This is a genomic window from Pseudomonas oryzae (genome assembly GCF_900104805.1).
Taxonomy (GTDB): domain Bacteria; phylum Pseudomonadota; class Gammaproteobacteria; order Pseudomonadales; family Pseudomonadaceae; genus Geopseudomonas; species Geopseudomonas oryzae.
Window position 1 is genome coordinate 2,884,350 of sequence record NZ_LT629751.1, and the last position, 20,576, is coordinate 2,904,925.

Consider the following 20,576-nt stretch of genomic DNA (forward strand, 5'->3'; position numbering starts at 1 on the left):
CCATGTTGAGATTCGAGAACGTCTCCACCTTCTACGGCAAGATCCAGGCGCTGCACGGGGTCAGCCTCGAGGTGCAGAAGGGCGAGATCGTCACCCTGATCGGCGCCAACGGCGCCGGCAAGTCCACCCTGCTGATGACCCTGTGCGGCAGCCCGCGCGCCGCCAGCGGCAGCATCCGCTACCTCGGCGAGGAGCTGGTCGGCCAGGATTCCTGCCACATCATGCGCAAGAGCATCGCCATCGTCCCCGAAGGGCGGCGGGTGTTCGCCCGCCTGACGGTGGAGGAGAACCTGGCCATGGGCGGCTTCTTCAGCAGCAAGGATGACTACCAGGAGCAGATGGACAAGGTGCTCGGCCTGTTCCCGCGCCTCAAGGAGCGCTTTGCCCAGCGCGCCGGCACCATGTCCGGCGGCGAGCAGCAGATGCTCGCCATCGGTCGCGCGCTGATGAGCAAGCCGCGCCTGCTGCTGCTCGACGAGCCGTCGCTGGGCCTGGCGCCGATCATCATCCAGCAGATCTTCGACATCATCGAACAGCTGCGCAAGGACGGCGTCACCGTGTTCCTGGTCGAGCAGAACGCCAACCAGGCGCTGCGGCTGGCCGACCGCGGCTACGTGCTGGAGAACGGCCGCATCGTCCTGCAGGACAGCGGCGAGGCACTGCTGGCCAATCCGGAGGTGCGCAAGGCCTACCTGGGCGGCTGACGATCCAGAAGGTGCGCGCGGCGCACCCTACGCTCGGGCCGCGCTCGTGCTGTAGGGTGCACCGCGCGCACCACAGGCGGCCGCCAATGAATCGCAGGCACAAAAAAGGGCGACCGAAGTCGCCCTTTTTCTCGATCAAGCAGAACTTAGTTCTGGTTGCTCATCTGAGCCTTGATCAGGTCGCCGATGGTGGTCGGACCGGCGCTCACGTCTTGCTTGCGCAGTTCCTTCATGGCTTCCTTCTCGTCGTCGACGTCCTTGGACTTGATCGACAGGCTGATCACGCGGCTCTTGCGGTCGATGCTGATGATCTTGGCTTCGACTTCGTCGCCTTCCTTCAGCACGTTGCGCGCGTCTTCGACGCGGTCACGGCTGATTTCGGAAGCCTTCAGCACGCCTTCCACTTCGGTGGCCAGGGTGATGACGGCGCCCTTGGCGTCGACTTCCTTCACGGTGCCACGGACGATGGCGCCTTTCTCGTTCAGGGCGGCGTAGTTGGAGAACGGATCGTCTTCCAGCTGCTTGATGCCCAGGGAGATGCGCTCGCGCTCCGGATCCACGGACAGGATGACGGTTTCCAGCTCGTCGCCCTTCTTGAAGCGACGCACGGCTTCTTCGCCGGCTTCGTTCCAGGAGATGTCGGACAGGTGAACCAGACCGTCGATGCCGCCTTCCAGACCGATGAAGATACCGAAATCGGTGATCGACTTGATGGTGCCGGAAATGCGGTCGCCCTTGTTGAAGTGGCCGGAGAACTCTTCCCACGGGTTCGGCTTGCACTGCTTGATGCCGAGGGAGATACGACGGCGCTCTTCGTCGATGTCCAGAACCATGACTTCCACTTCGTCGCCGACCTGAACGACCTTGGACGGGTGGATGTTCTTGTTGGTCCAGTCCATCTCGGACACGTGCACCAGACCCTCGACGCCTTCTTCCAGCTCGGCGAAGCAGCCGTAGTCGGTCAGGTTGGTGACGCGAGCCTGCACGCGGGTGCCTTCCGGATAACGGGCCTTGATGGCGACCCACGGATCTTCGCCCAGCTGCTTCAGACCCAGGGAGACGCGGTTGCGCTCGCGGTCGAACTTGAGGACCTTGACCTCGATCTCGTCACCGACGTTGACGATCTCGGACGGATGCTTGATGCGCTTCCAGGCCATGTCGGTGATGTGCAGCAGGCCATCGACGCCGCCCAGGTCGACGAACGCACCGTAGTCGGTGAGGTTCTTGACGATACCCTTGACCTGCTGGCCTTCCTGCAGGGATTCCAGCAGGGCTTCGCGCTCGGCGCTGTTCTCGGCTTCCAGCACGCTGCGACGGGAAACGACAACGTTGTTGCGCTTCTGGTCGAGCTTGATGACCTTGAACTCGAGTTCCTTGTTTTCCAGGTGGGCGGTATCGCGCACCGGACGGACGTCGACCAGCGAACCCGGCAGGAAGGCGCGGATGCCGTTGATGTCGACGGTGAAGCCGCCCTTGACCTTGCCGTTGATGATGCCCTTGACCACTTCTTCGGCAGAGAACGCGGCTTCCAGAACCAGCCAGGACTCGGCGCGCTTGGCCTTCTCGCGGGACAGCTTGGTCTCGCCGAAGCCATCTTCCACGGCGTCCAGCGCAACGTGGACTTCGTCGCCGACCTTGATGGTCAGCTCGCCCTGCTCGTTGTAGAACTGCTCGACCGGGATGACGCCCTCGGACTTGAGGCCGGCATGCACGGTAACCCAGTCACCGTCGATGTCGACCACGATGCCGGTGATGATGGCACCCGGCTGCATGTCGAGGGATTTCAGGCTTTCTTCAAAAAGTTCTGCGAAGCTTTCGCTCATGTTCATACCTGTTGATCAAGGGCACAGGGAATATGCCCGATCCGCACCCCAGCCGGCACGGGTTCGTTTGTCATAGAGAGGCGGCGGAATTGGACTGGTTTCCGTCCGCCTCGCTGGGTCATCCGGCCAGATCGCGCGCGGCGATTTCGGCAAGGATGCGCTCCAGTACCTGCTCGATCGAGAGCTCGGTGGAGTCCAGCAGAACGGCGTCTTGCGCCGGCTTCAGCGGAGCCACGGCACGCTGCGTGTCGCGCTCGTCGCGCGCACGGATCTCTTCCAGCAGACTGCACAGATTAGCATCCGGCACCTTGTCCTTCAACTGCAGGTAGCGGCGGCGGGCGCGCTCCTCGGCGCTGGCGGTGAGGAAGACCTTCAACGGTGCGTCGGGAAATACCACGGTGCCCATGTCGCGACCGTCGGCGATCAGCCCCGGCGCCACGCGGAAATCGCGTTGGCGCTGCAGCAGCGCGCTGCGCACCGAGGGCAGCGCAGCGACCTGCGAGGCGCCGGCACCCGCCTGCTCGGTGCGCAGCTCGTCGCCGACCTCCTCGCCCTCCAGCAGGATGCGCTGGCCGTGCATGCCTTCGGCAGCGGCGACGAACTGCACGTCGAGGTTGGCGGCCAGCGCCTGCAGCGCCGCCTCGTTGTCCAGGGCGATGCCATGCCGTCCGGCGGCCAGCGCCAGCAGGCGGTACAGCGCGCCGGAGTCGAGCAGATGCCAGCCGAGCTGACGCGCCAGGCGGCTGCACACAGTGCCCTTGCCCGAACCGCTCGGCCCGTCGATGGCGACGACCGGTGGCAGCGTGATCATTGCTCGCCTTCCCTGGCCACGCGCACGCCGACCTCGCCGCACAGGGCGAGGAAGTTGGGGAACGAGGTGGCCACGTTGGCGCAGTCGTGGATGCGGATCGGCGCGCTGGCGCGCAGCGAGGCGATGCTGAACGACATGGCGATGCGGTGGTCGCCGTGCGCCCACACTTCGCCACCGCCGATCGGGCCGCCGTCGATGACGATGCCATCCGGGGTCGGCTCGGCCTTGACGCCGCAGGCCTTGAGGCCGTCGGCCATCACCTGGATGCGGTCGGACTCCTTGACCCGCAGCTCCTCGGCGCCACGCAGCACGGTGCGCCCTTCGGCGCAGGCGGCGGCGACGAACAGCACCGGGAACTCGTCGATGGCCAGCGGCACCAGATCCTCGGGAATCTCGATGCCCTTGAGCTTGGCGCTGCGCACGCGGATGTCGGCCACCGGCTCGCCGCCGACCACACGCTGGTTTTCCAGGGTCAGATCGCCGCCCATCAGTTTGAGGATGTCGATCACCCCGGTACGGGTCGGGTTGATGCCGACGTGCTCGAGGACCAGCTCGGAGCCTTCGGCGATGCTCGCCGCGACCAGGAAGAAGGCCGCCGAGGAGATGTCCGCCGGCACCTCGATGTGGGTGGCGGTGAGCTGGTGGCCGCTCTCAACCTTGGCGGTGGCGCCCTCGACGCTCACCGGATAGCCGAAGCCGCGCAGCATGCGCTCGGTATGGTCGCGGGTCGGCGCCGGCTCGGTCACCGAAGTTTCGCCGGCGGCGTAGAGGCCGGCGAGCAGCAGGCAGGATTTGACCTGGGCGCTGGCGATCGGCATGTCGTAGTGCATGCCGGTCAGGCGCTGGCCGCCCTTGATGGTCAGCGGCGGACGGCCTTCCGGACCGGTCTCGATCACCGCGCCCATCTCGCGCAGCGGCTTGGCCACGCGGTTCATCGGCCGCTTGGACAGCGACGGGTCGCCGGTCAGCACGGTGTCGAACGGCTGCGCGGCGAGCAGGCCGGAGAGCAGGCGCATGGAGGTGCCGGAGTTGCCCATGTACAGCGGGCCGGCCGGCGCCTTGAGGCCGTGCAGGCCGACGCCGTGCACGGTGACGCGGCCATGGTGCGGGCCTTCGATCACCACGCCCATGTCGCGGAAGGCCTGGATGGTGGCCAGGGCGTCCTCGCCCTCGAGGAAGCCTTCCACCTCGGTGGTGCCCTCGGCCAGCGAGCCGAGCATGATCGAGCGGTGGGAGATGGACTTGTCGCCCGGGACGCGAATCCGTCCGCTCAGGCTGCCGCCCGGTTGGGCCAGGAAGATCAGGTCGTTGGAATGCATGGCGTCCACATAGGCCCGTTGGGCCAGGATTTTGCTGAAATGCTCGCGGGCGACGCGGGCGCGGGTAAACACGCCCAGCAGGTGATGCCCGTCCCCTTGGTCGATCGCCTCGCGCAGCACGTCGAGGTCGCTGCGGAAGCGGTCGAGGATACGCAACACCGCCTCGCGATTGGCGAGGAAGATGTCGTGCCACATCACCGGGTCGCTGCCGGCGATGCGGGTGAAGTCGCGAAAGCCGCCGGCGGCGTAGCGGAAGATCTCCAGATTCTCGCTCTGGTGGGCCAGCGAGTCGACCAGGCCGAAAGCCAGCAGGTGCGGCAGGTGGCTGGTGGCGGCGAGCACCTCGTCGTGGTGCTCGACGCTCATGTGTTCGACGTCGGCGTCCAGCGCGCGCCACAGGCGGTCGACCAGCGCCAGCGCGCTGGCGTCGGTCTCGGCCAGCGGGGTTAGGATCACCTTGTGGCGGCGGTACAGCTTGCCGTTGGCCGCCTCCACGCCGCTCTTCTCCGAGCCGGCGATCGGGTGGCCGGGCACGAAGCGCGCCACCCGCGCGCCGAAGGCGGCGCGCGCGGCGCGCACCACGTTGCCCTTGGCGCTGCCGACGTCGGTGAGCACGGCATCGCCCAGCTCGAAGGTGGCCAGTTGGGCCAGCACCTTCTCCATGGCGATGATCGGCACCGCCAGCATGATCGCGTCGGCGCCGACGCAGGCGGCGGCCAGCTCGCTCTCGCAGCGGTCGACCACGCCGAGCTGCACCGCCAGACGGCGCGACTCGGCGTCGAGGTCGACACCGACCACCTCGCGGCACAGCCCCCTGTCGCGCAGCCCCTTGGCGAAGGAGCCGCCGATCAGGCCGAGGCCGACCACCACCAGGCGGCCGACGATGGGCTCAGCCTTGCGTTCAGCCACGATCGAGCACCTGGGCGAGCGCCGCAAGGAAACGGGCGTTCTCCGCCTGGGTGCCGATGGACACGCGCAGGAAGGTCGGCATGCCGTAACCGGCCACCGGGCGCACGATCACGCCGCGTTCGAGCAGCCCCTGGTTGATCGGCGCGGCATCGCAGCCGAAATCGACGGCGAGGAAGTTGCCCTTGCTGGGAATCCACTTCAGACCCAGCGCGGCCAGGCCGGCCTCCAGCTGGGCCATGCCGGCAGCGTTGACCCGACGCCCCTCGGCCAGGTACTCGGCGTCGTCCAGCGCGGCGCAGGCGGCGACCAGTGCCAGGCTGTTGACGTTGAACGGCTGGCGCACACGATTGAGCACGTCGGCCACCTGTGGCGAGGAGGCGGCGTAGCCGACGCGCAGGCCGGCCAGGCCGTAGGCCTTGCACAGGGTGCGGGTGACGATCAGGTTCGGGTAGCGCGCGAGGTATTCGAGGCCGTTGGGCAGTTCGGAACCCTCGGCGAACTCGATGTAGGCCTCGTCGAGCACCACCAGCACGTTCTGCGGCACGCGGGAGAGGAAGGATTCCAGCGCCTGCGGGCCGAACCAGGTGCCGGTCGGGTTGTTCGGGTTGGCGACGAACACCACGCGGGTGTTGGCGTCGATGGCCGCCAGCATGGCCTCCAGGTCGTGGCCGTGGTCCTTCGCCGGCACGGCACGACCCTCGGCGCCGGTGGCCTGAGTGGAGATCGGGTAGACGGCGAAAGCGTACTGGCTGAACACCGCGTTCAGCCCCGGTGCCAGCCAGGCGCGGGCGATCAGGTCGAGCACGTCGTTGGAGCCGTTGCCCAGGGTGATCTGCGCCGGATTCAGGCCGAAGCGCTCGCTCAGCTTGGCCTTGAGCGCATAGCCGCTGCCGTCGGGATAGCGGGTGATGTCGCCCAGCTCGGCGCGGATCGCCTCCAGCGCCTTCGGCGACGGGCCGAGCGGGTTCTCGTTGCTGGCCAGTTTGACGATGCCAGCCGGATCGAGGTTCAGCTCGCGGGCCAGTTCGTCGACCGGCTTGCCCGGCACGTAGGGGGACAGCTTCTGCACGCCCGGCACGGCCAGGGCGAGAAAATCACAGCTCATCGGTTTGCCTCCGGCAAGGATCGCCGGCCGCGGGGCAAGGGCGACCCGGGCCGGCGCAGACGCGTTTTACAGTACTGCCTTGGGGTAGGAGCCGAGCACCTTCACGGCGACGGTGTCCTGGCGGATCTTCTCGAGCACACCCTTGACCAGCGGATCGTGCTGGTGACCGACGAAGTCGATGAAGAACACGTAGGTCCACTTGCCGCTACGCGACGGACGGGTCTCGATGCGGGTCAGGTCGATGCCGTTCTGGTGGAACGGCGCCAGCAGGTCGTGCAGCGCCCCCGGCTTGTTGTTGGTGGAGACGATGATCGAGGTCTTGTCGTCGCCGGTCGGCGGCACTTCCTGGTTGCCGATGATCAGGAAGCGCGTGGAGTTGTCCGGGCGGTCCTCGATCTTCTCGTACAGCTTGCTCAGCCCGTACAGCTGGGCCGCCATGTCGCCGGCGATCGCCGCGCTGTTCCACTCGCTCTTCACCCTTTTCGCGGCGTCGGCGTTGCTCGACACCGCCACGCGCTCGACGTTCGGGTAGTGCGCGTCCAGCCACTTGCGGCACTGCGCCAGCGACTGCGCATGCGAGTAGATGCGCGAGATCTTGTCGGTCTTGGTGGTCTCGCCGACCAGCAGGTGGTGGTGGATGCGCAGCTCCACCTCGCCGCAGATCACCAGGTCGTGCTCGAGGAAGCTGTCGAGGGTGTGGTTGACCGCGCCCTCGGTGGAGTTCTCCACCGGCACCACGCCGAAGTTGACCGCACCGGCGGCCACCTCGCGGAACACCTCGTCGATCGCCGCCATCGGCTGGCTGATCACCGCGTGGCCGAAGTGCTTGAGCGCGGCAGCCTGGGTGAAGGTGCCTTCCGGACCGAGATAGGCGACCTTGAGCGGATGCTCGAGGGCCAGGCAGGTCGACATGATCTCGCGGAACAGCCGGGCGACCTCTTCGTTGCCCAGCGGCCCCTTGTTGATCTCCATGATGTGCTTGAGCACCCAAGCCTCGCGCTCGGGGCGATAGAACACCGGCTTCTCGCCGGGCTGCAGCGACGCCATCTTGACCTGGGCCACCTGTTCGGCGCAGCGGGCGCGCTCGCTGATCAGCTCGAGAATCTTCTCGTCAAGGCTGTCGATGCGCACCCGCAGGGCCTGCAGCTGCTCCTTCTCGCTCATCAGCCGTGCTCCTTCTCGAACTCGGCCATATAGGCGACCAGCGCCTGTACCGCGTCGAGGCCGACGGCGTTGTAGATCGAGGCGCGCATGCCGCCGACCGAGCGATGCCCCTTGAGGTTGAGCAGCCCACGCGCCTCGGCGCCGGCGAGGAAGGCCTTGTCGAGCTTCTCGTCGGCCAGACGGAACGGCACGTTCATCCACGAGCGGGCATTGTGGGCGATCGGGTTGGTGTAGAAGTCGCTGGCGTCGATGGCGCCGTACAGCAGTTCCTGCTTGGCGCGGTTGCGCCGCTCCATCTCCTCGAGACCGCCCTGCTCCTTGACCCAGGCGAACACCAGGCCGGACAGGTACCAGGAGAAGGTCGCCGGGGTGTTGTACATCGAGCCGTTGTCGGCGGCGACCTTGTAGTCGAGCATGGTCGGGCAGATCGAGCGGGCGCGGCCCAGCAGGTCCTCGCGGATGATCGCCACCACCAGGCCGCTCGGGCCGATGTTCTTCTGCGCGCCGGCGTAGATCATGCCGAACTGCGACACGTCGAGCGGACGCGAGAGGATGTCCGAGGACATGTCGACCACCAGCGGCACCTCGCCGGTCTGCGGCACCCAGTCGAACTGCAGGCCGCCGATGGTCTCGTTGCTGCAGTAGTGGACATAGGCGGCATCCTTGGAGAGCTGCCAGTCGTTCTGTCCGGGGATGGCGAAGTAGTCGTAGGCCTTGGCGCTGGCGGCGACGTTGATGTTGCCGAAGCGGCGCGCTTCCTCGATGGCTTTCTTCGACCAGATGCCGGTCTCGACGTAGTCGGCGACGCCGTCCTCGGGCAGCAGGTTGAGCGGGATCTGGGCGAACTGCTGGCTGGCGCCGCCCTGCATGAACAGCACCTTGTAGTCGGACGGGATGCTCAGCAGGTCGCGCAGGTCCTGCTCGGCCTTCTCGGCGATGGCGACGTACTCGTCGCTGCGGTGGCTCATCTCCATCACCGACAGGCCCTTGCCGTGCCAGTCGAGGAGTTCGGCCTGGGCGCGCTCGAGCACCGCGGTGGGAAGGGCGGCCGGGCCGGCGCAGAAGTTATAGGCTCGCTTGCTCACGTCTTTCTCTCTCATTCACCGATGACCGCCGCCCGGGGCGACGGTGCGCTGTCAATCTTGTAAGGCGGTCAGCCCGCGGGGCCCGGCTCACGCCCGGCCCGCCGCCGCTCACTCCTCGCTGCCGGCCAGCTCGCCAACCTCGTCGTCGACCGGTTCCTCGCCGTTGTCCGACGGCTCCTGCACCCGCTCTAGGCCGACCAGGGTCTCGCCCTCGGCCAGCTTGATCAGGGTCACGCCCTGGGTGTTGCGGCTGAGCAGCGACACCTCGTCGACGCGGGTACGCACCAGGGTGCCCTGATCGGAGATCAGCATGATCTCCTCGCCTTCCTGCACCTGGATGGCGCCGATCAGCGGACCGTTGCGCTCGTTGGTGACCATGGCGATCACCCCCTGGCCGCCACGGCCGCGGCGCGGGAACTTGGACAGCGGGGTGCGCTTGCCGTAGCCGCGCTCGGAGGCGGTGAGGATCTGCGCGCCCGACTCGGGAATCAGCATGGAGATCAGCTGCTGGCCGCCGCCCAGCTTCATGCCGCGCACGCCGCGGGCGTTGCGGCCCATGGTGCGCACCACGCTCTCGGCGAAGCGGATCACCTTGCCGGCGCTGGAGAACAGCATGACCTCGCGGGCGCCGTCGGTGATCGCCGCGGCGATCAGGGTGTCGCCCTCGACCAGGTCCAGGGCGATCAGGCCGGCCTTGCGCGGGCGGCTGAACTGCACCAGCGGCACCTTCTTCACGGTGCCGAAGGCGGTGGCCATGAAGATGTAGGCGCCGGTCGGCTCGGCGACCAGTTCGGCGGTCTCGCCCTCGGCCTCTTCGGCGGCCTCGGCGGCTTCGACCACTTCGCCCTCGATCACCACGCTTTCGGCGTCCAGATCGTCCTCGCCGCCCGACTGCTGCAGGGCTTCCAGATCGACCTGGAGCATGGCGGTGATGCGCTCGCCCTCGTCCAGCGGCAGCAGGTTGACCAGCGGGCGGCCGCGCGCGGTGCGCGACGCCTCGGGGATCTCGAAGGTGCGCAGCCAGTAAACCTTGCCCTTGCTGGAGAACAGCAGCAGGGTGGCGTGGCTGTTGGCCACCAGCAGGTGCTCGACGTAGTCCTCGTCCTTCACTCCGGTGGCCGACTTGCCCTTGCCGCCGCGGCGCTGCGCCTGGTAGGCGGACAGCGGCTGGCTCTTGGCGTAGCCGCCGTGGGAGATGGTCACCACGCGCTCTTCCTCTGGGATGAGGTCTGCGATGGTCAGATCTTCCTGGCTGGCGCGGATCTCGGTGCGGCGGGCATCGCCGAACTCGGCCTTGACCTTCTCCAGCTCCTCGCGGATCACTTCCATCAGCCGCTCGGGGCTGGTGAGGATGCGGATCAGCTCGCCGATCTGCACGAGGATCTCCTGGTACTCGGCGAGCAGCTTCTCGTGCTCGAGGCCGGTCAGGCGGTGCAGGCGCAGCTCGAGGATGGCCTGGGCCTGCTCGGGCGACAGATGGTACTTGCCACCCTGCAGGCCGTACTGCGGATCGAGGTCGTCCGGGCGGCAGGCGTCGGCACCGGCGCGCTCGACCATCGCCTCCACCGCGCTGGATTCCCATGCGGTGGCGATCAGGCGTTCCTTGGCCTCGGCCGGGGTCGGCGAGGACTTGATCAGCTCGATCACCGGGTCGATGTTGGACAGCGCCACCGCCTGGCCTTCGAGGATGTGACCGCGCTCGCGGGCCTTGCGCAGCTCGTAGACGGTACGGCGGGTCACCACTTCGCGGCGGTGACGGACGAACACCTCGAGCATGTCCTTGAGGTTCAGCGTGCGCGGCTGGCCGTCGACCAGCGCCACCACGTTGATGCCGAACACGCTCTGCATCTGGGTCTGGGCGTAGAGGTTGTTGAGCACCACCTCGCCCACCTCGCCACGGCGCAGCTCGATGACCACGCGCATGCCGTCCTTGTCGGACTCGTCGCGCAGCTCGCTGATGCCCTCGATCTTCTTTTCCTTGACCAGCTCGGCGATCTTCTCGATCAGGCGCGCCTTGTTCAGCTGGTAGGGCAGCTCGGTGATGACGATCTGCTGGCGGCCGCCGCCCTTCTCCATCTCCTCGATCTCGGCGCGCGCGCGGATGTAGATGCGCCCGCGGCCGGTGCGATAGGCCTCGATGATGCCGGCGCGACCGTTGATGATGCCCGCGGTCGGGAAGTCCGGACCGGGGATGAACTGCATCAGCTCGTCGACCGACAGCTCGGGGTTGTCGATCAGCGCCAGGCAGCCGTCGATCACCTCGCCGAGGTTGTGCGGCGGGATGTTGGTGGCCATGCCCACGGCGATACCGCTGGAACCGTTGACCAGCAGGTTGGGGATCTTGGTCGGCATGACCGCCGGAATCTGCTCGGTGCCGTCGTAGTTGGGCACCCAGTCGACGGTTTCCTTGTCGAGGTCGGCGAGCAGCTCGTGAGCCAGCTTGGCCATGCGCACTTCGGTGTAACGCATGGCCGCGGCGTTGTCGCCGTCCACCGAGCCGAAGTTGCCCTGGCCGTCGACCAGCATGTAGCGCAGCGAGAACGGCTGGGCCATGCGCACGATGGTGTCGTACACCGCGGTGTCGCCGTGTGGGTGGTATTTACCGATCACGTCGCCGACCACACGGGCGGACTTCTTGTACGGCTTGTTCCAGTCGTTGCCCAGCTCGCTCATGGCGAACAGCACGCGCCGGTGCACAGGTTTCAGACCGTCGCGCGCGTCCGGCAGGGCGCGCCCGACGATCACGCTCATCGCATAGTCGAGGTAGGACTGCTTCAGCTCGTCTTCGATATTGACCGGGAGGATTTCTTTGGCCAGTTCGCCCATGAGAAGCCTGGTTCCTTTGATCTAGGCGGGGCTGCCAGAGCAGCCCGAACGCGCAATGCGAGAGGCCCGCTCACGGGCCTATATAAACCGCCGGAGCTTACCACAACCGCCGTCCCGGGCACATGCGACCCGGGCCGGCTCAGTGCAGGCGCTTGCGGCACATCAACTGGGCCATCTTTTCCGCGTCCGGGCGCTCGACCACGCCCTTCTCGGTGACGATGGCGTCGATCAGGTCGGCCGGGGTGACGTCGAACACCGGGTTGACCGCCTCGACCTCGGCAGCCACGCGCTTGCCGCCGACCTCGAGCAGCTCGCGGCCGTCGCGCTCCTCGATCGGGATGTCGTCGCCGCTTTCCAGGTTCATGTCGATGGTCGAGCTGGGCGCCACCACCATGAAGCGCACGCCGTGGTGCATGGCGTTGACCGCCAGCTGGTAGGTGCCGATCTTGTTGGCCACGTCGCCGTTGGCGGTGATGCGGTCGGCGCCGACGATCACCCAGCTGATGCCCTCGGTCTTCATCAGATGCGCCGCGGCGGCGTCGGCGATCAGGCTCACCGGCACCTGCTCGTTGGCCAGCTCCCAGGCGGTCAGCCGCGCGCCCTGCAGCCACGGGCGGGTCTCGTCGGCGAACACCCGCTCGACCAGACCGGCGACGTGGGCGGCACGGATCACGCCGAGGGCGGTACCGAAGCCGCCGGTAGCCAGCGCGCCGGTGTTGCAGTGGGTCAGCAGCTTCTGCGGCGAGGCGTCGTGACGACGGATCAGCTCGACGCCGAGCTGGGCCATGGTCAGGTTGGCCTCGCGGTCGCTGTCGTGGATGCCGACCGCCTCGGCCTCCAGGGCGGCGAGCACGTCGTCGCCGTCGGCCAGACGGTTGAGGCGCTCGCGCATGCGCTCCAGCGCCCAGAACAGGTTGACCGCGGTCGGCCGCGACTCGGCCAGCACGCGGAAGTCCTCCTCCAGCGCCGCCTGCCAGTCGCCGCCGGCCGCCAGCCGCGCGCGGGCGCCGAGCACCACGCCGTAGGCGGCGGCGATGCCGATCGCCGGCGCGCCGCGCACCACCATCAGGCGGATCGCCTCGGCCACCCCGGCGGCGCTGTCGTAGCGGTGCCAGGTTTCCTCGAACGGCAGCACGCGCTGGTCGAGCAGATACAGGGCGCCATCGCGCCAGTCGATTGCCTTGACCTTTTCCGCTGCCAGCAATTGCTCACGCATTGGGGGACTCCTCGCCGATTCCTGAAAAAGCCGCCGAGTATACCCCCTTGCGCCGGCCACGGCCGCTTCAAGACGGCCACGCCAGCCGCTACACTCGCAGGCCGTCAAGCCGCTGCACCGGAAGCCCCCATGCCCAGCACCACCGCCCCCCTGGACCTGCTCCTGTTCCCCGAATGGATAGTGCCGGTGGAGCCGGCCGGCGTGGTGTTGCGCGATCATGCCCTGGGCATCCGCGACGGCCGCATCGCCCTGCTCGCCCCGCGCCAGCAGGCGCTGGCCGTGCCGGCCACCGAGCGCCGCGAGCTGCCCGGCATGCTGCTCGCCCCCGGCCTGGTCAACGCCCACGGCCACGCGGCGATGAGCCTGTTCCGTGGTCTGGCCGACGACCTGCCGCTGATGACCTGGCTGCAGGAGCACATCTGGCCGGCCGAGGCCAAGTGGGTCAGCGAGGAGTTCGTCCGCGACGGCAGCGAGCTGGCCCTCGCCGAGCAGATCCGCGGCGGCATCACCGCCTTCTCCGACATGTACTTCTTCCCCCACGTCGCCAGCGAGGTGGCGCACCGCGCCGGCGTGCGCGCGCAGATCACCATCCCGGTGCTGAACTTCCCGGTGCCCGGCGCCCACGACACCGACGAGGCGCTGCGCCGCGGCCTCGAGCTGTTCGCCGACCTGCGCCACCACCCGCGCATCCGCGTGGCCTTCGGCCCGCACGCGCCCTACACGGTCAGCGACGACCGCCTGGAGCGCGTGCGCGTGCTGGCCGAACAGCTCGACGCCGGCATCCACATGCACGTGCACGAAACCGCCTTCGAGGTGCAGCAGGCCCTCGAGCAGCACGGCGAGCGCCCACTGGCGCGCCTGGCGCGCCTCGGCCTGCTCGGCCCGCGCTTCCAGGCGGTGCACATGACCCAGATCGACGATGCCGACCTCGCCCTGCTGGTGCAGCACAACGCCAGCGTGATCCACTGCCCGGAGTCCAACCTCAAGCTGGCCAGCGGCTTCTGCCCGGTCGAGCGCCTGTGGCAGGCCGGCGTCAACGTCGCCATCGGCACCGATGGCGCGGCCAGCAACAACGACCTCGACCTGCTCGGCGAGACGCGCACCGCGGCCCTGCTGGCCAAGGCGGTGGCCGGCTCGGCCACCGCGCTGGACGCCCACCGCGCCCTGCGCATGGCCACCCTGAACGGCGCCCGCGCCCTCGGCATAGCCGACGAGTGCGGCTCGCTGGAGGCCGGCAAGAGCGCCGACCTGGTGGCCTTCGACCTCTCCGGCCTGGCCCAGCAACCGGTCTACGACCCGGTCTCGCAACTGGTCTACGCCAGCGGCCGCGACTGCGTGCGCCATGTCTGGGTCGGCGGCAAGCCACTGCTCGACGATGGTCGCCTGACCCGCTTCGACGCAGACGAACTGAGCGCCAAGGCACGCGCCTGGGGCCAGCGCATCGCCGGGGCCTGAGGAGTGGGGTGCGCCATGCGCACCGTCCCTCCCCTTGTGCTGCGCACCGCGCACCCTACGCAAGGCCGCCCGCCCCCAATCCGCCCAAAAACTGGCAAGATAGGCGGCTGACGCATCCAGCCTTGCCAACGGAATCCGCACCATGAGCAACGTCGATCACGCCGAAATCGCCAAGTTCGAGGCCCTCGCCCATCGCTGGTGGGACCGCGAGAGCGAGTTCAAGCCGCTGCACGAGATCAACCCGCTGCGGGTCAACTGGATCGACGAGCGCGTCGGCCTGGCCGGCAAGACGGTGCTCGACGTCGGCTGCGGCGGCGGCATCCTCAGCGAGTCGATGGCCCTGCGCGGCGCCCAGGTGACCGCCATCGACATGGGCGAGGCGCCGCTGGCGGTGGCGCGCCTGCACCAACTGGAGTCCGGCGTGCAGGTCGACTACCGGCAGAGCACCGCCGAGGCGCTGGCCGCCGAGATGCCAGGCCAGTTCGACGTGGTCACCTGCCTGGAGATGCTCGAGCACGTGCCCGACCCGGCCTCGGTGATCGCTGCCTGCCAGCGTCTGGTCAAGCCCGGCGGCCAGGTGTTCTTCTCGACCATCAACCGCAACCCCAAGGCCTATCTGCTGGCCATCGTCGGCGCCGAGTACGTGCTGAAGATGCTGCCGCGCGGCACCCACGACTTCCGCAAGTTCATCCGCCCCTCCGAGCTGGGCGCCTGGTGCCGTGACGCCGGCCTCGCGGTCAAGGACATCGTCGGCCTGACCTACAACCCGTTCGCCAAGACCTACAAGCTGGGCAGCGACGTCGACGTCAACTACATGATCCAGACCCGGCGCGAGGCATGAGCGGCATGCGGCTACGAGCGGTCCTGTTCGACATGGACGGCACGCTGGTCGACAGCGCGCCGGACTTCATCGCCATCTGCCAGGCCATGCGCGCAGTGCGCGGCCTGCCGCCGCTGGAGCCGCAGCGCATCCGCGACCAGGTGTCCGGCGGCGCGCGGGCGATGGTCGCCTGCACCTTCGGCCTCGACCCCGAGCACCCCGAGTTCGAGGGCCTGCGCCAGGAGTTCCTCGAGCGCTACCAGGAGCACTGCGCGGTGCTGACCCGGCCGTTCGACGGCATCCCCGAGCTGCTCGCCGACCTCGAGCGCGCCCGCCTGCGCTGGGGCGTGGCGACCAACAAGCCGCTGCGCTACGCCGCGCCGATCATGCAGCGTCTCGAGCTGGCCGAACGCGCGGCGGTGCTGGTCTGCCCCGACCACGTGGCACGCAGCAAGCCCGATCCGGAGATGCTCCTGCTGGCCTGCACGCAACTCGCCCTCGACCCGTGCGAAGTGCTCTATGTCGGAGACGACGCCCGCGACATCGAGGCCGGCCGCGCCGCCGGCACGCGCACGGTGGCGGTGCGCTACGGCTACATCCACCCCGACGACAACCCCGCGCACTGGGGCGCCGACCTGGTGGTCGACCACCCGCGCGAGCTGCGCGAGGTGCTGGACCGCGCGCTGTGCGGCTGCTGAGCCGTCCGGCGCGCGTTCGACTTCCGGCGCATAGCCGCTGCCGCGGCGCTGCGCGACACTCGACTGTAGACGCACGGGCAACGGCCCAGCCTGCCCACGGCCGCGACAGCGGCGGCCAGCACTGCATCGCCCGCCCACGCCGGGCCCGGCTACGCGATTTCGATTCGACGAGGCACTACCCATGTTCCAATACTCCGCCCGCCCCGACCTGCTCAAGGATCGCGTGATCCTGGTCACCGGCGCCGGCCGCGGCATCGGCGCCGCCGCTGCGCGCAGCTTCGCCGCCCATGGCGCCACGGTGATCCTGCTCGGCAAGACCATCGAGCACCTCGAGGAGGTCTACGACCAGATCGAGGCCGCCGGCGGCCCGCAGCCGGCGATCTTCCCGTTCAACCTGGAAACTGCCCAGCCGCACCAGTACGACGACCTCGCCGCCACCATCGAGCGCGAGTTCGGCCGCCTCGACGGCCTGCTGCACAACGCGGCGATCCTCGGCCCGCGCACGCCGATCGAGCAGTTCAGCGGCGACAACTTCATGCGCGTCATGCAGGTCAACGTCAACGCGGTGTTCATGCTCACCAGCGTGCTGCTGCCGCTGCTCAAGCTGTCCAGCGACGCCTCGGTGGTGTTCACCTCGAGCAGCGTCGGCCGCAAGGGACGCGCCTACTGGGGCGCCTACGCGGTGTCCAAGTTCGCCAACGAGGGGCTGATGCAGGTGCTCGCCGACGAGGTCGACGGCACCTGCGCGGTGCGCGCCAACAGCGTCAACCCCGGCGCCACCCGCACCGGCATGCGCGCCCAGGCCTACCCGGGCGAGAATCCGCTGCAGAATCCGCTGCCCGAGGACATCCTGCCGGTCTACCTGTACCTGATGGGGCCGGACAGCGCCGGGGTCAACGGCCAGGCCTTCGACGCCCAGTGACCCTCCCGCGGCTGGCCGTCCCATGGCCAGCCGTGCCCGCCTCCCTGCGGCGCCGCGCGAGCCGCGCCGCAGAGCCTTCCCCGATCACGACCTTGGTCGCAAGTCACTGACGGCGCGGCACTTTGCTGCCACACTCTGGCCATCCCGAATCACCGGAGTCGCCCTTTTCCATGTCGCTGTCCAGTGGGCTGATCACCGCGGTCGCCCTCCTCTACATGGCCGCCCTGTTCGCCATCGCCTTCTATGGCGACCGCCGGCAGAACCGCGGCATCAGCCGCCCCCGCCTGCGCGCCTGGATCTACAGCCTGTCCCTGGCGGTGTACTGCACCAGCTGGACCTTCTTCGGCTCGGTCGGCCAGGCCGCCGAGAACCTGTGGTCGTTCGTGCCGATCTATCTCGGTCCGGTGCTGCTGATGCTGTTCCTGCCGCAGATGCTGGCCAAGATGATCCTGATCAGCAAACAGGAGAACATCACCTCGATCGCCGACTTCATCGCCGCGCGCTATGGCAAGTCGCAGCCGCTGGCCATCGTGGTGACCCTGGTCTGCCTGGTCGGCGTGCTGCCCTACATCGCCCTGCAGCTCAAGGGTATCGTCCTCGGTGTCAACCTGCTCACCGGCGCCAAGGCCGACGCCAACGGCGTCGGCGCCCAGGACACCGCGCTGGTGGTGTCGCTGATCCTCGCCCTGTTCACCATCCTGTTCGGCACCCGCAACCTGGACGCCACCGAGCACCACCGCGGCATGGTCATGGCGGTCGCCTTCGAGTCGATCATCAAGCTGCTGGCCTTCCTTGCCGTCGGCGCCTACGTCACCTGGGGCCTGTTCGACGGCTTCGCCGACCTGCTCGACCGCGCGCAGAACACCCCTCGCCTGGACGACTACTGGCGGCAGCCGCTGGACTGGGCCTCGCTGCTGGTACAGACCGGCGTGGCGATGATGGCGATCGTCTGCCTGCCGCGGCAGTTCCACGTCACCGTGGTGGAGAACATCGAGCCGCGCGACCTCAACCTGGCGCGCTGGGTGTTCCCGCTGTACCTGCTGCTGGCCGCGCTGTTCGTGGTGCCGATCGCCCTGGCCGGGCAGATGCTACTGCCCGCCGGAGTCGTTCCCGACTCCTTCGTGATCAGCCTGCCGCTGGCCGAGGCGCATCCGGCGCTGGCCCTGCTGGCCTTCATCGGCGGCGCCTCGGCGGCCACCGGCATGGTGATCGTCGCCAGCGTCGCGCTGTCGACCATGATCTCCAACGACATGCTGCTGCCCTGGCTGCTGCGCCGGCACAGCGCCGAGCGCCCCTTCGAGGTGTTCCGCCACTGGCTGCTGTCGGTACGGCGGATCAGCATCATCGCCCTACTGCTGCTGGCCTACGTGATCTACCGGCTGATCGGTCCCAACATCAGCCTGGCCAGCATCGGCCAGATCGCCTTCGCCGCGATCACCCAGCTCGGCCCGGCGATGTTCGGCGCGCTGTACTGGAAGCAGGCCAACAGCCGCGGCGTGTTCGCCGGCCTGGCGGTGGGCGCGCTGCTGTGGTTCTACACCCTGCTGCTGCCGCTGGTGGCCAGCGGCATGAAGTGGTCGCTGGCGCAGCTGCCCGGCCAGCAGTGGCTGGCGACCAACCCGCTGAGCCTGCCGCTGGACGGGGTGACCCAGGGCACCCTGCTGTCGCTGTGCGGCAACTTCCTGACCTTCGCCCTGGTCTCCTGGCTGTCGCGCACCCGGGTGTCCGAGCACTGGCAGGCCAGCCGTTTCGTCGGCCAGGAGGCTTCGGTACGCCCCAGCCCGCGCATGCTGCTGGCGGTGCAGGTGCAGGACCTCTTGATGCTGGCGGCGCGCTTCGTCGGCGAGGAGCGCGCGCGGCAGAGCTTCATCCGCTTCGCCTACCGCCAGGGCAAGGGCTTCAGCCCCAACCAGACCGCCAGCGGCGAGTGGATCGCCCACACCGAGCGTCTGCTCGCCGGCGTGCTCGGCGCCTCCTCGGCGCGCGCGGTGGTCAAGGCGGCCATCGAAGGGCGCGAGATGCAGGTCGAGGACGTCGTGCGCATCGTCGACGAGGCCTCGGAGGTCCTGCAGTTCAACCGCGCCCTGCTGCAGGGCGCGATCGAGAACATCTCCCAGGGCATCAGCGTGGTCGACCAGTCGCTGCGCCTGGTGGCCTGGAACCGCCGCTACCTGGAGCTGTTCGAGTATCCCGAGGGGCTGATCAGCATCGGCCGGCCGATCGCCGACATCATCCGCTACAACGCCGAGCGCGGCCTGTGCGGCAAGGGCGATCCGGACATCCACGTGGCCAAGCGCCTGTACTGGATGCGCCAAGGCACCGCGCACACCTCCGAGCGGGTGTTCCCCAACGGCCGGGTCATCGAGCTGGTCGGCAATCCGATGCCTGGCGGCGGTTTCGTCATGTCGTTCACCGACATCACCGCCCACCGCCAGGCCGAGGATGCGCTCAAGGAGGCCAACGAGAGCCTCGAGCAGCGTGTCGCCGAGCGTACCCGCGAGCTGTCCGCGCTCAACGAACAGCTGTCCGAGGCCAAGGCCCGCGCGGAAAGCGCCAACCAGTCGAAGACCCGTTTCCTCGCCGCGGTCAGCCACGACCTGATGCAGCCGCTCAACGCCGCGCGGCTGTTCTCCGCGGCACTGGCCCATCAGGAGGCGCTGCCCGGCGAGGTGCGCGACCTGGTGCAGCACCTCGACTCCTCGCTGCGCTCGGCCGAGGACCTGATCGCCGACCTGCTGGACATCTCGCGTCTGGAGAGCGGCCGCTTCACCCCCGAGCGCAGCGCCTTCGCCCTCGACACCCTGTACGACGCCCTCGGCGTGGAGTTCCGCGCCCTCGCCCAGGAGCAGGGCATCGACCTGCGCATCCGCGCCAGCAAGCAGCGCGTCGACAGCGATCCCAAGCTGCTGCGCCGCGTGCTGCAGAACTTCCTGACCAACGCCTTCCGCTACGCCAAGGGCAAGGTGCTGCTCGGCGTGCGCCGCGACGGCCGCCACCTGCGCCTGGAGGTGTGGGACCGCGGCCCCGGCATCCCGCCGGACAAGCTCAAGGTGATCTTCGAGGAGTTCAAGCGCCTCGACAGCCACCAGACCCGCGCCGAGAAGGGCCTGGGCCTCGGCCTGGCGATCGCCGACGGCCTCTGCCAGGTGCTCCAGCACAAGATCGAGGTGCGCTCCTGGGTCGGCCGCGGCAGCGTGTTCAGCGTGCGCGTACCGCTGGCGCGCGGCCGTGCCGTGCCGCTGGCCCGCACGCAGACCGCGGGCGCCACGCCGCAGCCGCTCAACGGCGCCCAGGTCTGGTGCATCGACAACGAGGACAGCATCCTCACCGGCATGCGCAGCCTGCTCAGCCGCTGGGGCTGTCAGGTGCAGACCGCACGCACACGCACCGAATGCGAGCAACTGCTCGCCCAGGGCGGCCTGCCCGAGCTGGTGCTGGCCGACTTCCACCTCGACCACGGCGAGACCGGCCTGGCGCTGATGGGCTGGCTGCGCGCCCACCTCGGCCAGCCGGTGCCCGGCGTGGTGATCAGCGCCGACGGCCGCGCCGAGCTGATCGCCGAGGTGCACGCCGCCGGCCTCGACTACCTGAGCAAGCCGGTCAAGCCGGCGGCGCTGCGCGCGCTGCTCAGCCGCCACCTCAAGCTGCGCTGACCGGCGCGCCCCCGCCTCGGGGGCGCACGGCAGGAGATTCCCAGGGGGCGTTGGTAGACTGAACCT

General features: G+C 68.6%; 14 protein-coding genes. 6 read left to right on the forward strand and 8 right to left on the reverse strand.

Annotated elements, in window-relative coordinates:
- Positions 1-2 precede the first annotated feature (2 nt).
- Positions 3-704 carry an ABC transporter ATP-binding protein gene (locus BLT78_RS13025; RefSeq protein ID WP_090349376.1) on the forward strand — a complete coding sequence of 234 codons (702 nt, stop codon included), beginning with the start codon at positions 3-5 and terminating at the stop codon, positions 702-704.
- Between the two features lie 146 nt (positions 705-850).
- Here BLT78_RS13025 and rpsA read toward each other — a convergent pair whose 3' ends face one another.
- The 8 genes from rpsA to mtnA form a co-directional block, all read right to left on the reverse strand.
- On the reverse strand, positions 851-2,527 hold the full coding sequence (gene rpsA / locus BLT78_RS13030; protein WP_090352298.1) for a 30S ribosomal protein S1: 1,677 nt from the start codon (positions 2,525-2,527) through the stop codon (positions 851-853).
- 118 nt (positions 2,528-2,645) lie between these two features.
- Positions 2,646-3,338 (reverse strand): (d)CMP kinase, encoded by a 693-nt coding sequence (gene cmk / locus BLT78_RS13035; protein ID WP_090349377.1) that lies wholly within the window; start codon positions 3,336-3,338, stop codon positions 2,646-2,648.
- Positions 3,335-5,566 carry a bifunctional prephenate dehydrogenase/3-phosphoshikimate 1-carboxyvinyltransferase gene (locus BLT78_RS13040; RefSeq protein ID WP_090349378.1) on the reverse strand — a complete coding sequence of 744 codons (2,232 nt, stop codon included), beginning with the start codon at positions 5,564-5,566 and terminating at the stop codon, positions 3,335-3,337. The genes cmk and BLT78_RS13040 overlap by 4 nt, the downstream gene beginning before the upstream one ends.
- The gene (hisC, locus tag BLT78_RS13045; RefSeq protein ID WP_090349379.1) at positions 5,559-6,671 is read right to left on the reverse strand and encodes a histidinol-phosphate transaminase; all 1,113 of its coding nucleotides are present in this window, start codon (positions 6,669-6,671) and stop codon (positions 5,559-5,561) included. Before hisC ends, BLT78_RS13040 begins: the two co-directional genes overlap by 8 nt.
- Before the next feature lie 66 nt (positions 6,672-6,737).
- Positions 6,738-7,835 carry a prephenate dehydratase gene (pheA, locus tag BLT78_RS13050; RefSeq protein ID WP_090349380.1) on the reverse strand — a complete coding sequence of 366 codons (1,098 nt, stop codon included), beginning with the start codon at positions 7,833-7,835 and terminating at the stop codon, positions 6,738-6,740.
- Positions 7,835-8,920 carry a 3-phosphoserine/phosphohydroxythreonine transaminase gene (serC, locus tag BLT78_RS13055; protein ID WP_090349381.1) on the reverse strand — a complete coding sequence of 362 codons (1,086 nt, stop codon included), beginning with the start codon at positions 8,918-8,920 and terminating at the stop codon, positions 7,835-7,837. Before serC ends, pheA begins: the two co-directional genes overlap by 1 nt.
- A 108-nt stretch (positions 8,921-9,028) precedes the next feature.
- Positions 9,029-11,746 carry a DNA gyrase subunit A gene (gene gyrA / locus BLT78_RS13060; protein WP_090349382.1) on the reverse strand — a complete coding sequence of 906 codons (2,718 nt, stop codon included), beginning with the start codon at positions 11,744-11,746 and terminating at the stop codon, positions 9,029-9,031.
- Positions 11,747-11,885: 139 nt separating this feature from the next.
- Positions 11,886-12,962 (reverse strand): S-methyl-5-thioribose-1-phosphate isomerase, encoded by a 1,077-nt coding sequence (gene mtnA / locus BLT78_RS13065; RefSeq protein ID WP_090349383.1) that lies wholly within the window; start codon positions 12,960-12,962, stop codon positions 11,886-11,888.
- A 129-nt stretch (positions 12,963-13,091) separates the two neighbouring features.
- Here mtnA and BLT78_RS13070 point away from each other — a divergent pair, with 129 nt between their 5' ends.
- The 5 genes from BLT78_RS13070 to BLT78_RS13090 all read left to right on the forward strand — a co-directional run bounded on the left by BLT78_RS13070 (position 13,092) and on the right by BLT78_RS13090 (position 20,510).
- Positions 13,092-14,417 carry a TRZ/ATZ family hydrolase gene (locus BLT78_RS13070; RefSeq protein WP_090349384.1) on the forward strand — a complete coding sequence of 442 codons (1,326 nt, stop codon included), beginning with the start codon at positions 13,092-13,094 and terminating at the stop codon, positions 14,415-14,417.
- Positions 14,418-14,559: 142 nt separating this feature from the next.
- Entirely contained in the window at positions 14,560-15,258 is a 699-nt protein-coding gene (gene ubiG, locus BLT78_RS13075) for a bifunctional 2-polyprenyl-6-hydroxyphenol methylase/3-demethylubiquinol 3-O-methyltransferase UbiG (protein ID WP_090349385.1), read from the forward strand.
- A 5-nt stretch (positions 15,259-15,263) separates the two neighbouring features.
- Positions 15,264-15,935, forward strand: coding sequence for an N-acetylmuramic acid 6-phosphate phosphatase MupP (gene mupP, locus BLT78_RS13080; RefSeq protein WP_090352299.1), 672 nt, complete (start codon positions 15,264-15,266; stop codon positions 15,933-15,935).
- Between the two features lie 181 nt (positions 15,936-16,116).
- Complete coding sequence (locus tag BLT78_RS13085; protein WP_090349386.1) at positions 16,117-16,857, forward strand: YciK family oxidoreductase; 741 nt, start codon at positions 16,117-16,119, stop codon at positions 16,855-16,857.
- Positions 16,858-17,027: 170 nt separating this feature from the next.
- The gene (locus BLT78_RS13090; RefSeq protein ID WP_090349387.1) at positions 17,028-20,510 is read left to right on the forward strand and encodes a hybrid sensor histidine kinase/response regulator; all 3,483 of its coding nucleotides are present in this window, start codon (positions 17,028-17,030) and stop codon (positions 20,508-20,510) included.
- The last annotated feature ends 66 nt before the right edge of the window (positions 20,511-20,576 follow it).